14 protein-coding genes are annotated in these 11,869 nt (G+C 74.7%); 5 read left to right on the top strand and 9 right to left on the bottom strand.

All coding sequences use genetic code 11. From position 1 onward, the window contains the following. Window positions 1–41: 41 nt before the first annotated feature. The 6 genes from ACI79X_RS10430 to ACI79X_RS10405 all read right to left on the bottom strand — a co-directional run bounded on the left by ACI79X_RS10430 (window position 42) and on the right by ACI79X_RS10405 (window position 6,407). The gene (locus ACI79X_RS10430; RefSeq protein WP_457025323.1) at window positions 42–1,019 is read right to left on the bottom strand and encodes a UDP-glucuronic acid decarboxylase family protein; all 978 of its coding nucleotides are present in this window, start codon (window positions 1,017–1,019) and stop codon (window positions 42–44) included. Between the two features lie 187 nt (window positions 1,020–1,206). After that, a complete protein-coding gene (locus tag ACI79X_RS10425) occupies window positions 1,207–2,517 on the bottom strand; it encodes an ABC transporter substrate-binding protein (RefSeq protein WP_457025322.1) in 1,311 nt (436 codons plus the stop codon). A gap of 128 nt (window positions 2,518–2,645) precedes the next feature. Beyond that, window positions 2,646–3,818 (bottom strand): branched-chain amino acid ABC transporter permease, encoded by a 1,173-nt coding sequence (locus ACI79X_RS10420; protein ID WP_457025321.1) that lies wholly within the window; start codon window positions 3,816–3,818, stop codon window positions 2,646–2,648. Then, entirely contained in the window at window positions 3,815–4,699 is an 885-nt protein-coding gene (locus ACI79X_RS10415; protein WP_457025320.1) for a branched-chain amino acid ABC transporter permease, read from the bottom strand. The genes ACI79X_RS10420 and ACI79X_RS10415 overlap by 4 nt, the downstream gene beginning before the upstream one ends. Window positions 4,700–4,741: 42 nt before the next feature. Further along, window positions 4,742–5,533 (bottom strand): ABC transporter ATP-binding protein, encoded by a 792-nt coding sequence (locus ACI79X_RS10410; protein WP_457025319.1) that lies wholly within the window; start codon window positions 5,531–5,533, stop codon window positions 4,742–4,744. After that, window positions 5,526–6,407 carry an ABC transporter ATP-binding protein gene (locus ACI79X_RS10405; RefSeq protein ID WP_457025318.1) on the bottom strand — a complete coding sequence of 294 codons (882 nt, stop codon included), beginning with the start codon at window positions 6,405–6,407 and terminating at the stop codon, window positions 5,526–5,528. The genes ACI79X_RS10410 and ACI79X_RS10405 overlap by 8 nt, the downstream gene beginning before the upstream one ends. Window positions 6,408–6,583: 176 nt before the next feature. On the opposite strand from ACI79X_RS10405, the gene ACI79X_RS10400 reads away from it, so the two are divergent. Then, the gene (locus ACI79X_RS10400) at window positions 6,584–7,822 is read left to right on the top strand and encodes a PucR family transcriptional regulator (RefSeq protein WP_457025317.1); all 1,239 of its coding nucleotides are present in this window, start codon (window positions 6,584–6,586) and stop codon (window positions 7,820–7,822) included. Window positions 7,823–7,851: 29 nt separating this feature from the next. On the opposite strand, the gene ACI79X_RS10395 is transcribed toward ACI79X_RS10400, so the two are convergent. The 3 genes from ACI79X_RS10395 to ACI79X_RS10385 are packed head-to-tail and all read right to left on the bottom strand — an operon-like array spanning window position 7,852 to window position 9,503. Next, entirely contained in the window at window positions 7,852–8,085 is a 234-nt protein-coding gene (locus ACI79X_RS10395; protein WP_457025316.1) for a DUF2630 family protein, read from the bottom strand. Between the two features lie 39 nt (window positions 8,086–8,124). Then, complete coding sequence (locus tag ACI79X_RS10390) at window positions 8,125–9,048, bottom strand: prephenate dehydrogenase (RefSeq protein ID WP_457025315.1); 924 nt, start codon at window positions 9,046–9,048, stop codon at window positions 8,125–8,127. Continuing rightward, the gene (locus ACI79X_RS10385) at window positions 9,045–9,503 is read right to left on the bottom strand and encodes a PaaI family thioesterase (protein WP_457025314.1); all 459 of its coding nucleotides are present in this window, start codon (window positions 9,501–9,503) and stop codon (window positions 9,045–9,047) included. Before ACI79X_RS10385 ends, ACI79X_RS10390 begins: the two co-directional genes overlap by 4 nt. A gap of 40 nt (window positions 9,504–9,543) precedes the next feature. On the opposite strand from ACI79X_RS10385, the gene ACI79X_RS10380 reads away from it, so the two are divergent. From ACI79X_RS10380 to ACI79X_RS10365, 4 genes are read left to right on the top strand one after another with little or no spacing between them, the layout of a single operon-like run. Next, on the top strand, window positions 9,544–10,206 hold the full coding sequence (locus ACI79X_RS10380; protein ID WP_457025313.1) for an O-methyltransferase: 663 nt from the start codon (window positions 9,544–9,546) through the stop codon (window positions 10,204–10,206). After that, on the top strand, window positions 10,203–10,733 hold the full coding sequence (locus ACI79X_RS10375; RefSeq protein WP_457025312.1) for a tRNA adenosine deaminase-associated protein: 531 nt from the start codon (window positions 10,203–10,205) through the stop codon (window positions 10,731–10,733). The genes ACI79X_RS10380 and ACI79X_RS10375 overlap by 4 nt, the downstream gene beginning before the upstream one ends. Next, entirely contained in the window at window positions 10,730–11,368 is a 639-nt protein-coding gene (locus ACI79X_RS10370) for an HAD-IA family hydrolase (protein WP_457025311.1), read from the top strand. Before ACI79X_RS10375 ends, ACI79X_RS10370 begins: the two co-directional genes overlap by 4 nt. Further along, window positions 11,365–11,859, top strand: a complete 495-nt coding sequence (locus ACI79X_RS10365) for a nucleoside deaminase (protein ID WP_457025310.1) — start codon at window positions 11,365–11,367, stop codon at window positions 11,857–11,859. The genes ACI79X_RS10370 and ACI79X_RS10365 overlap by 4 nt, the downstream gene beginning before the upstream one ends. The last annotated feature ends 10 nt before the right edge of the window (window positions 11,860–11,869 follow it).

Here is an 11,869-nt window from a genome sequence, read left to right as displayed (position 1 = left end):
GTCGCGACGTCCTCGCGACCGGGCCCGTGCGTCCCCGCTGGTCAGCCGACGCGGGTCGCGGACTCCTGCAGCCGGGCGGCGAACCAGTCGACCGTGCGCCGCAGCCCCTCCTCGGAGGAGACGGCCGGCCGCCAGCCGAGCAGCTCCTCGGCGCGGCGGGTGTCGGGGCGGCGGACCTTCGGGTCGTCGACGGGCAGGTCGACGAACTCGACGTCGGAGGTGGAGCCGGTGAGCTCGCGGATCCACTCGGCCAGCCGGAGCATCGACAGCTCGTCGGGGTTGCCGATGTTGACCGGCCCGGGCTGGTCGGAGAAGGCCAGCGCGAGGATGCCGCGCACCGTGTCGTCGACGTAGCAGATCGACCGGGTCTGCGAGCCGTCGCCGGCGACGGTCAGCGGGCGCCCGGCCAGCGCCTGGCCGACGAATGCGGGGATGGCCCGGCCGTCGTCGGCGCGCATGCGGGGGCCGTAGGTGTTGAAGATCCGCACGATCCCGGTGTCGGTGCCCTTCGACGTCCGGTACGCGGTGGTGAGGGCCTCGCTGAACCGCTTGGCCTCGTCGTAGACCCCGCGCGGGCCGACCGGGTTGACGTTGCCCCAGTACTCCTCGGGCTGCGGGTGCACCAGCGGGTCGCCGTACACCTCCGAGGTGGAGGCCAGCACGTAGCGGGCGCCCTTCTCGTGGGCCAGTCCGAGGGTGTGCAGGGTGCCGAGACTGCCGACCTTGAGCGTCTCGATCGGCATCCGCAGGTAGTCCAGCGGGCTGGCCGGGGAGGCGAAGTGCAGCACCAGGTCGACGTCGCCGGGGACGTGCACGAAGTCGGTGACGTCGCAGCGCACCAGCCGGAAGCCGGGGTGCTCCATGAGGTGGACGACGTTCTCCGGCGAGCCGGTGAGGAAGTTGTCGAGGCAGACGACCTCGACGCCGCGGTCGAGCAGGTGCTCGCAGAGGTGGGAGCCGAGGAAGCCGGCGCCGCCGGTCACCACCGCCCGCCGGATCGTCCGTGCCGCGTGCACCATGCCTGCTCCGTCCTGTTCCACCGCCCCGTCACGCAGGGTCCACGACGGCCCTACCCGGAGATCATCCGCCGACACTTCGAGGGCTGAGTGTTCTGCTGCCGGTCACCCGGGACGGCGACGGGCCGCCGGTCCCCGAGGGGAACCGGCGGCCCGCCGTGGTGTGCTCAGAGCCCGTGTGCCCGGAGGCTCAGTTGATCGGCTCCTCGTCCGGGATGCCGTTCTCCGGCGGGCTGGCCGGCTCGCCGTCGAGCTCCTCGATCTCGGCGTCGCCGTTGTCGGTGACGAGGATCGGCGTCAGGTCCTCCGAGCCCTCGCCCTGCAGCCGGCTGACCAGCATGCCGCTGTAGCCCGCGTGGCGGTCCTCCGAGTAGCGGAAGGGCGTGAAGCCGGGGCCCTCCCACTCGGAGCCGGCCTGCTCGACGGCGGCGACGAGGTCGTCACGCGTCGGGTTCTGGCCGGCGGACTGCAGGGCCTGGACCATCGTGTAGGCCTGCGACATGCCGTAGATGCGGTAGTTGGTGAGCTCGCCCTCCTGGCCGGACTCCTCCCACACCTGCTGCCACAGCTGCACCCACGGGTTGTCGGGGGCGTCGAGGCCGGGGATGTACTCGGTGGTGAGGACGCCGTCGAGCAGGCTGGCGTCGCTCACCGCGCCCTCGGAGAAGCGGGCCAGCAGCGAGCCGACCAGCGCCGGGTCCGAGCCGACGTTCGAGTAGAACCACTGCGGCTGGTAGCCCAGGCGCAGCGCGGTCAGCTGCGAGAGCGCCGTGTAGCTCGGGACGTTGAAGCCGAGCACGAGGTCGGCCCCGGCGGCCTGCAGCGCGGAGATCTGCGGGACGACGTCGGTGTTGCCGGGGACGTAGGTCTCCTCGGCGACGATCTGGTCCTCGAGGTACTGGCGGGCGCCGGCCGCGCCGTCCTCGCCGAAGTCGTCGCCCTGGAGGAACAGGCCGACGCGGGCGTCGGGGAAGTTCTCGGCCACGTACTGGCCGATGATCTTGCCCTCGATCTCGTAGTCGGGCTGCCAGCCGAAGGTGTAGGGCTTCTCCTCGACGTCGTCCCACAGCCGCGAGCCCGACGACACGAACAGGTCGGGCACGCCCTCGCTGTTGAGGAAGTCGGTGACCGCGTTGTGGGTCGGGGTGCCGAGGCCCGACATGATCGCGAAGACCTCGTCCTCGAGGACGAGCTGGTTGACGATCTGGCTGGTGTTGGTCGGGTTGTAGGCGTCGTCGCGGTAGACGAACTCGATCTGGCGACCGTTGACCCCGCCGTTGGCGTTGACGTAGTCGAAGTAGGCCTGGACGCCGGTGGGGATCTCGCTGTAGCCGGGCGCCGCGACGCCGGTCAGCGGGTAGTGGGCACCGAGCTTGATGCTGTCCTCGGTGATGCCGATGTCCGAGGCCTCGTTCTCCTCGCTGCCACCGCCGCCGCCACCGCCACCGGAGTCCCCGCCGCCGCAGGCGGCCAGGGTGGTGGCGACGGTCGCCGCGGCCACGAAGCTGACGAGGCGTCGTGAGGATCTTGTCAACGGTTCTCCTCTGGAGGGACCCGGGCGCCTGTGCCCGGGGGGTCTTGGTGGGGTGGGGGGGAGTCGGGGTGGCCGGCGGCCGGGAGGGCGGACCCTCACCCCCGGGCGCGGCCGGCTGCCCGCCGGGCGCGCTGCTTCATCAGGGCCAGCCGGATCGACCCGACCAGGCCCGCGGGGGCGAAGAGCATGACCAGCACGAGGATCACGCCGTAGACGACGTAGGAGATCTCGGCGGCCTGGGCGGCGTCCATGTCCAGCGACTCGCCGGCGTCCCGCAGCAGGCGCGGCAGGAAGACCAGTAGCGCCGAGCCGATGAGCGCCCCGAGCAGGCTGCCGAGGCCGCCGATGACGATGGCGGTGAGCAGCGACAGGGACAGCACGATCGTGAAGGCCGTCGGCGCGGTCAGCCGGACGACGAGGGCGAGGACGGCGCCGGCGAGGCCCGCCGCGGCGGCACTGACGACGAAGGCGACGACCCGCCACGCGCCGAGGTTGATGCCGGACAGCTCGGCGGCGACCTCCTGGTCGCGCACCGCGCGCCAGGTGCGGCCGACCCGGCTGCGCATCAGGTTGGCCAGCAGGAAGTAGGTCACCAGCAGGCAGGCGACGCTGATGTAGGCGATCCACTTGACGCCGGAGGCGGAGTTGCCCGACAGCGTCCGGATGCCCTCGACGAACCAGTCGGGGCGGTCGGGCGTGGAGACCGTGAGGCCCTGCTCGCCGCCGAGCAGGTCGCTGAAGTGCAGCGCCAGGCCCGGCAGGCCGACCGCGAGGGCGAGGGTGGCGCCGGCCAGGTACGGGCCGTGCAGCCGGGCCGCGGCCACGCCGACGATCGCGCCGACGACCGACGTGAGCGCGACCGCGATGAGGAAGACCACGACCAGCGGCAGCGGCTCCTCGACGTCGAGCAGCAGCGCGGTGGTGTAGCCGCCGACCGCCATGAGCGCGCCGTGGCCCAGGGAGATCTGCCCGTTGAGGCCGGTGAGCAGGGTCAGCCCGCCCGCGGCGATGGCGTAGAAGGCCACGTAGCCGATCTGGGCGTTGAAGCCGAGGTCGGTGGACTCGAGCAGGACCACCGCGCCGACGGCGCACAGCACCAGGACGAGCAGGTGGCGCAGCAGCGTGTTGCGCGGCAGGAACGAGCGCCCGCCGGTGGCCTGCGCCGAGCTGGCGTTGCTCGCCGCGGTGGCGGTGGTGGGCGCCTCGGAGGTGGCCGCGCCGGCGGCCGAGGCGGAGGCGGGGGTCTGCAGGTCGCTCACGGCGGTCACGCCCTCCGCGTCTGGGTCGTCGAGAAGAGGCCGCCGGGCCGCACGAGCAGGACCACGACGAGGATGACGAGGGCGGCGAGGCCGACGAGCGTGTCGCCGAGGTAGCCGCGGACGTAGCTGAGGGCGACGCCGAGGATCAGCCCGCCGACGACGGCGCCGATCGGCGAGTCCAGGCCGCCGAGCACCGCGGCGACGAAGCCGAAGACGATCAGCGAGTCCATGAACGTCGGCGCCACGAAGGCCGTCTCGGCGGCGATCAGCATGCCGGCCAGCGAGCCGACGACGGCGGCCAGCGCCCAGCCGAGGGTGAGCATCCGGCCGACGCGGACGCCGAGCAGCCGGGCGACCTCCTGGCCGAAGGCCGAGGCGCGCATGGCCAGGCCCAGCCGGGTGAACCGGAACAGCGCGATGAGCGCCACCATCACCAGCAGCACCGCGATGAGCGTGTAGACGGTGTTGGGGCTGAGCGACCCGAGCGTGGTGTCGCCGATCCGGAAGCCGATGTTGGAGAACGGCGGCACGAAGGCCCGCTGGTTGACGCCGAAGAGCACCGAGATCAGCGCCTGGATCGCGATGAACAGACCCAGGGTGACGATGACGGCGTTGAGCTCGGGCCCGCCCTCGACCGGCCGGATCACGACGCGCTCGACGACCGCGCCGATCACCAGGCCCGACAGCAGGGCGACGACGAGGCCCACCCAGTAGGACTGGCCGGCGTCGATGAGGGCGATCGCGATGAAGGTCGTGAGCGCGGCCATGGCGCCCTGCGCGAAGTTGACGATCCGGGTGGACCGCCAGATCAGCACCAGGGCGAGGGCGAAGGCCGCGTAGACCGATCCGGTGATCACCCCGCCGAGGGTGAGGTTGACGAACTCTTGCACGTGGGGGGCTGCCTTCCTGGCGTGCGGAGGAGCGGGGAGCGGCTAGAAGCCGAGGTAGGCGTGCCGGAGGTCCTCGTCGCCGGCGAGCCGGGCGGCGTCGTCGGTGACGACCACGCGGCCGAGGTTGAGCACGACGCCGGTGTCGGCCACCGACAGGGCGCTGCGGGCGTTCTGCTCCACGAGCAGCACCGACAGGCCCTCGGTGTCGACGAGGTTGCGCAGCAGGGCGAAGATCTGCGCCACGATCCGCGGCGCGAGGCCCAGCGAGGGCTCGTCGAGCAGCAGCACCCGGGGCCGGGCGAGCAGCGCGCGGCCGATGACCAGCATCTGGCGCTCGCCGCCCGACAGCGTGTGCGCCGTCTGGTTGCGCCGCTCCTTGATGCGCGGGAACAGGTCGTAGACCCGGTCGAACTCGTCCTGGCCGACCTTGCCGCGGAACAGCGAGCCCACCCGCAGGTTCTCGTCGACGGTCAGCTCGGCGATGACGCCGCGGCCCTCGGGGACGTGCGACATGCCCTTGGTGACCATCGCCTCGACCGGCGACCGGGTGACGTCCTCGCCCCCGAGCACGACCCGGCCCGCGGTCGGGCGGACCAGACCGCTGATGGTGCGCAGCAGCGTCGTCTTGCCCGCGCCGTTGGCGCCCAGGACGGCGGTGATCCGGCCGGACTCCGCGCGCAGCGACACGCCGTCGAGCGCCCGGACGGGGCCGTAGGCGGCCGACAGGCCCTCGACCTCGAGGACGGCCTGCGCGGTCGCCGTCCCCCCGGCCTTCGACAGCCCGACGCCGGCGGCCGAGGCCGCGGTGCTGCCGTGTGCGCCGGTCTCAGCCACGGTGGGTCCCCCCGTCGGTGCCCGCCAGCTCGCTGACGTCGGTGGTGTCGTCGACGGCGTCGCCGAGGTAGGCCTCGGTGACCGCCGGGTCGTTCTGGACCTGCTCCGGGGTCCCCGCCGCGATCTGGCGGCCGGAGTCGAGCACGGTGATCTGGTCGCAGACGCGCATGACGAGGTCCATGTGGTGCTCGACGAGCAGCACGCTCATCCGGCCCGACAGCAGGCGGATGAGCTCGCCGAGCTCGTGCATCTCGTCCTCGGACAGGCCGCTGGCCGGCTCGTCGAGCAGCAGCAGCTCGGGCTCGGAGACCAGCGCGCGGGCCAGGGCGACCCGCTTCTGCACCGGGTAGGGGAGGCTGCCGGGGTAGCGGGCGGCGTAGCCCTCGGCGTCGAGCTCGGTGAGGGCCTCCAGGGCGCGCTCGCGCAGCCGGGCGTCGTCCTTGTCGGCCGTGGGGATCGCCAACAGGGCGGAGAAGAAGCCGGCCCTGGCGTGCTTGTGCGCGCCGACCATGACGTTCTCGAGCACGGTCAGGCCGGGGAACAGGCCGACGCCCTGCAGGGTGCGCGCGATGCCCAGCTTCGCCAGCTGGTTCGGCCGCAGCCGGCGCAGCTCCTGGCCGCGCCAGACGATCCGGCCCTCGGTGGCGCGGACCAGGCCGCAGGCCACGTTGAACATCGTCGTCTTGCCGGCGCCGTTGGGGCCGATGAGGCCGTGCACCTGACCCGGCTCGACGGTCAGCGACACGTCGGTGAGGGCCTTCACGCCGCCGAAGGCGACGCTGATCCCGGTCATCTCGAGCCGGGCGGTGGGCGATCGGTCCTGGTGCCGGGTGCTGCTGCCTGAGGTGTCCGGCGGCTGCGCCAAGGTGCCCACGTCTCCTCTTCATCGGGGAGGAGCCGCGCTCCAGCCGACGCCGGGTCGGCGTCGATTGGGTCACAGCTCGGTTCCCGATGACTCTGCGGTCCGGTGAGGGCCGTCACAATGGGCGCAGCGCACAGTGATGCCCCCGCCGTGTTGTGCTCTGTGCGATGGGAACCGGAGGTGATCGCGTGCACACGGCCCAGGGAGGCGTCACCGAGCGGCTGGCCGAGATGGTCCCCGCACTGCTCGAGCAGCTCGACGAGATGACCGACCGGATGGTCGAGGTCCTCGTGGAGACCGAGCCGCCCTACCGGGAGGCCATGCAGTCGGGCGACCCCCTGCTGCGCACCACGCTGCGGCGCAACCTCGAGGTGGGCATCCGCGGCCTGCTGCCCGATGTCCCGGCGGCCTACTACGCCAGCCACGCCGAGGGTGCGCGCGCCGTCGGCCGGCTGCGTGCGGCGCAGGGCATCCCGCTGGAGGCGGTGCTTCGCGCCTACCGCCTCGGCGGGCAGATCACCTGGGAGGCGCTGGTCGCGCTGTCCCGGAACAGCGGCCGGCACGACGACGGCCTGCTGCTGGAGGTCGCGGGCTCGCTGTGGCGGACCAACGACCGCGGGTGCAGCGCCGCCGCCGAGGGCTACCGGGCGGAGGAGCGCCGCCGCGCGGGCCTCGACGTCGCGGAGCGCCGCCGGCTGGTCGACGGCCTGCTCGACGGCCGCGGTGGCGACCCGGCGTTCGTCCGGCAGGCCTCCGAGCTGCTCGCCGTCCCGCTCGGCGGGCGGCTGGCCGTGGTCGTCGCGCCCTCGGCGGAGGACCGGCCCGAGCCGGCGGCCGACCCGGCGCAGGCGCTGCTCAAGCGCGGCATCCGCTCGGCCTGGGGCACCCGCGCGCAGGCGCAGGTGGGCGTGGTGGCGCTCGGCACCCGGCGGCTGCCCGAGCTGCTGGGCTGGCTGGGGCTGCTGGCCACCGGCCCGGTCGGGGTGTCGCCGGTGGTGGAGGGCGCGGCCGCCGTCGCCGGTGCCTACCGGCTGGCCGAGACCGCCGCCCGCACGCTCCCGCCCGGGACGGCGCGCGTGGTCACCACCGACGACCGGCTGCCCGAGGCACTGCTGTCGAACTCGCCGGAGATCGCCGAGCGGCTGGTCGGGCAGACGCTGGGCCGGCTGCTGGAGCTGCCCGAGGACGAGCGCGAGGTGCTGCTGGAGACGCTGTCGGCGTTCCTCGACGCCGACGGCTCACCCACCCGCGCCGCCGACCTCCTGTACTGCCACCGCAACACGGTCATGCACCGGCTGCGGCGGATCGAGTCGGTGACCGGCCGCAAGCCCACCGACCCGCGGGCCCGGCTGCTCTGGCAGCTCGCGCTGCTGGCCACCGGGCACCACGACGCCGGCAGCCGGCGGCCGGTCCGCGACTCGGCCTAGGCCCGGGCCGGGCCGCGGAGCGCCGACGGCTACTGCAGGTAGCCCTCGACCTCCGACCTCGGCCGCACCTCGGCGGTGTCGGGGTCCTCGTCGTACTGGCGCTTGGCGTCCCGCTGGCGGACGAGGTCCCAGAGCTGGTCGCGCTCCTCCTCGATCTGCCGGAGCCGGGCCCGCTGCTCCTCGGTGTGCTCGGCGCTGTCGCGGAGCCGGTGCTCCTCCTCGACCAGGGCCTCGATGCGGCTGCGGATCTCGCTGTCGTCCATGCCCGCCACTCTGCCCCACGCCGATCCCGGGAAACCGGCTCAGGTCCCCGGCACCCAGCCCTCGACGAAGGCGGCCAGCCGCCGGGTGACCGCGCCGCCGGCGCGGCCGAGCGACAGCAGCGCCGCCCGGTCCAGCGGCACTCGCACGGTCCGCCGCCCGGCGCCCGCTCCGGCCTGCGCGGTCCGCACCGCGTGCCCGGCGGCCACCAGGTCCGGCCACGGCCGCTCCAGCTGGGCGAGCACCTGGGCCAGCGCGGCTCCGGTGGGACCGGCGTTGCCCTCGACCATCGCGGTGACGAACCCGGGGTCGCTGCCGATCACCCGGGTGCCGTCGCGGAAGCTGCCGGCGGCCAGCGACAGCGCCAGCGGCCCGGCCGCGCCCGCCGCGGCGGCCAGCGCGGCGGCCAGCAGGTGCGGCACGTGGCTGACGGCGGCGACGGCGTCGTCGTGCTCGCCGGCGGTCACCGGCACCACCTCGGCGCCGGCGGCGAGGGCCACCTCGGCGGCGCGCAGCCAGCGCGGCAGCTCGGTGCCCGGCTCCAGGCACAGCGCCCAGCGGGCGCCGCGGAACAGGCCCGGGTCGGTGGCCGCGTGGCCCGAGCGCTCGGTGCCGGCCATGGGGTGCCCGCCGACGAACCGCCCGCCCAGCGCCGCGCCCACCGACTCCATCACCGGGACCTTGACCGAGCCGAGGTCGGTGACCGTGGCGGCGGGGTCGACGTCGAGGCCGTCGAGGGCGGCGGCCATCGCGGGCAGCGGGACCGCCAGGACGACGACGCCGCCGAGCTCCCGGGTGACCCGCACGCCCCGGGCCGCGGCGGCCTCGCGGGCGGTGGGGTCGACGTCCCACCCGCGCACCTCCCGCCCGGCCGCCACGAGCGCCGCGGCCAGCGACCCGCCGAGTTGCCCGAGCCCGACGACGCCCACCGGCGGGGCCTCCATCGTGGGCACCGGCAGGCTCACTCGGCGTCCTCCCAGCTGCGGTCGGTGCGGAACACCCGCGCCAGGGCGGTGGCCACCGGCCGCCCGTCCTCGCCGCGCGCCTCGATCCGGTACACGGCGGTGCGGCGGCTGCGGTGGAGCTCGCTGCCCTCGGCGACCAGCCGCTCCCCGGGCCGCCCGGGGGCGAGGAACTCGGTGTGCACGTCCTGGGCCACCGCGACCACGCCGTGGCTGTTGCTCACCACCGCGTGGACGACGTCGAGCAGCGCCATCGTGGCGCCGCCGTGCGCGGTGCCGACGGCGTTGAGCAGCCGCGGGCCGACGGTCATCGCGGCGCGGGCGTACCCGGGCCGGACCTCCTCCAGGTCGATGCCCAGCAGCTCGGCGAGCGGGTCGGCGGCGAGCCGGGCGGCCAGGGCGGGGGCCACCTGGGTTGCGGCGACCTGGGCGGGGTCGTCCGGGGCGGGATCGGCCATGATCAGAGGCTATGGCCTCCGCGCTCCCGGTCCGCGCCGCATGACGCCGCGGTCGTTCCTGCTCACCCCGGAGCTGTCCGACCACGTGCGGGCGAGCTCCGAGCCGCTCGACGCCGTGGCCGCCGACCTGGTCGCCGAGACCGCGGCACTGGCCGACCGCGGCGAGGTGCCGCCCACCTTCCAGATCGCCGTCGAGCAGGGCGTGCTCATGCAGCTGCTCACCCGCGCGCTCGGCGTGCGGCGGGCGGTCGAGATCGGCACGTTCACCGGCTTCTCGGCGCTGTGCATCGCCCGCGGGCTGCCCGAGGACGGGACGCTGGTCTGCCTCGACCGCAGCGAGGAGTGGACGGCGGTCGCGCGGCGGTACTGGGAGCGGGCCGGCGTCGCCGGCCGGATCGAGCTGCGGCTGGGTGAGGCGCTGGAGAACCTGCGCGCGCTGCCGGGCGACCCGGTGCTCGACCTGGCCTTCGTCGACGCCGACAAGACCGGCTACCCGGCCTACGTCGAGGAGCTGTACCCGCGGATGCGGCGCGACGGGCTGGTCCTGCTGGACAACACGCTGCGCGGCGGCCGGGTGCTCGACCCGCAGACCGACGACGACCGCGCCGTCGTGGCGCTCAACGCCGCGCTGGCCGCCGACCCGCGCTGGGAGACCGTGCTGCTGCCGCTGGCCGACGGCCTGACCGTGCTGCGCAAGCGGTGAGCGGCCCGGTGGGGGGCGCGGTGGGCGGCCCGGTGGGGGAGCAGCCGGGCGGCAGCTGGGCGGTGCGGGTCGACCGCCCGGGCGGCCGCTGGCGGGTGGAGCTCCTGGCCGACGACGCCGGCGACGAGCTGCCGGTGCTCGAGCGCGCGCTGGGCGAGCCGGGCGCGGGCGGGTGGCCGCCGCCGTTCGTGGTCGTCGTCGACTCGCGGCTGTACTTCGTCGTCCTCCGGCACGGCCCCGGCGGCATGGTGCGGGCGCTGATCTCCGACGCGACGATGCAGGAGTGGGTGCTCGGCGCCGAGGTGGTCGAGCGGTACGGCATCGGCGTCGACGAGGACGGCGCCTTCGACGACGACGAGACCGGCTGGCCCGGAGGTGACCTGGACGTGTTCGCCGACGACGGCCTGCCCGCCGCCGAGCTGCGGCCGATCGTGACCGCCGACGACCTGTGGGCCGACGAGATGGTCGCCAAGGTCGCCGCCCGCCTCGGCTTCGCCGACGAGCTGGCCGCGGCGGTGGGCCGGTGACCGTCTCGGCGGTGGTGTTCGACCTCGGCGGGGTCATCACCGAGAGCCCGATGCTCGCCTTCGCCGCCTACGAGGCCGAGGCCGGGCTGCCCGAGGGCCTCATCCGGCGGCTCAACAGCACCGACCCCGACAGCAACGCCTGGGCCCGCTACGAGCGCAACGAGCTCGACGTCGAGGGGTTCGTCGACACCTTCGAGGCCGAGGCGCTGGCCGCCGGGCACCGGGTCGACGCCCGGCGCGTGCTCGCCGCGCTGCACGGGCAGATCCGCCCGGAGATGGTCGCCGCGGTGCGCCGCCTGCGGGCGGCGGGCCTGCCGCTGGCGATGCTGTCGAACAACGTGGCGCCGATGGAGCGCACCGGGCCGCTGGCCGAGCTGCTGGACCTGTTCGACGCCGTCGTCGAGTCCTCGGTGGAGGGCGTGCGCAAGCCCGAGCCGGAGATCTACCGGCGGGCGCTGGCCCGGCTGAACGAGGCGGTCGGCCGCGACCTCGCGTTCGCCGACTGCGCCTACCTCGACGACCTGGGCATCAACCTCAAGCCGGCGCGGGCGCTGGGCATGCACACCGTCAAGGTCGCCGACCCGCGGACGGCGCTGGACGAGCTGTCGGCGCTGGTCGGCTTCCCGCTGCCGTGACCACCACGGGCGCCGGGACCGGTCCGGGGCCGGACGCCGTCGACGCCGCGATGGCCCGCGCGCTGGAGTTGGCCGCCGCGGCGCAGGAGTGGGGCGACACCCCGATCGGCGCGCTCGTCCTGGGGCCCGACGGCGCCGTGCTCGCCGAGGCCGCCAACGAGCGGGAGAGGCGCGGTGACCCGACGGCGCACGCGGAGGTGCTGGCGCTGCGCGCGGCGGCGCGGGTGCACGGCGACGGGTGGCGGCTGACCGGCGCCACGCTGGTGGTCACCCTCGAGCCCTGCACGATGTGCGCCGGCGCGAGCGTGCTGGCCCGGGTGGCGCACGTCGTCTACGGCGCCGACGACCCCAAGGCGGGCGCCGCCGGGTCCCTGTGGGACGTCGTCCGCGACCGCCGGCTCAACCACCGCCCGCAGGTCACCGGCGGGATCCGGGCCGAGGAGAGCGCGACACTCCTACGCGCGTTCTTCCGCCGGAAGCGGGGCCTGTAGTCTGTCCGAC

The organism is Geodermatophilus sp. SYSU D01119 (assembly GCF_054049975.1).
Note: the sequence above shows the minus strand (reverse complement) of the source record. Positions and strands in the feature narration are given on the sequence as shown.

What these genes read in the sequence shown, in the direction of transcription:
- ACI79X_RS10395 (WP_457025316.1), bottom strand. Translation starts at nt 8,085, where the DNA reads ATGGACGACAGCGAGATCCGCAGCCGCATCGAGGCCCTGGTCGAGGAG.
- ACI79X_RS10380 (WP_457025313.1), top strand. Translation starts at nt 9,544, where the DNA reads ATGACGCCGCGGTCGTTCCTGCTCACCCCGGAGCTGTCCGACCACGTG.
- ACI79X_RS10430 (WP_457025323.1), bottom strand. Translation starts at nt 1,019, where the DNA reads ATGGTGCACGCGGCACGGACGATCCGGCGGGCGGTGGTGACCGGCGGC.
- ACI79X_RS10385 (WP_457025314.1), bottom strand. Translation starts at nt 9,503, where the DNA reads ATGGCCGATCCCGCCCCGGACGACCCCGCCCAGGTCGCCGCAACCCAG.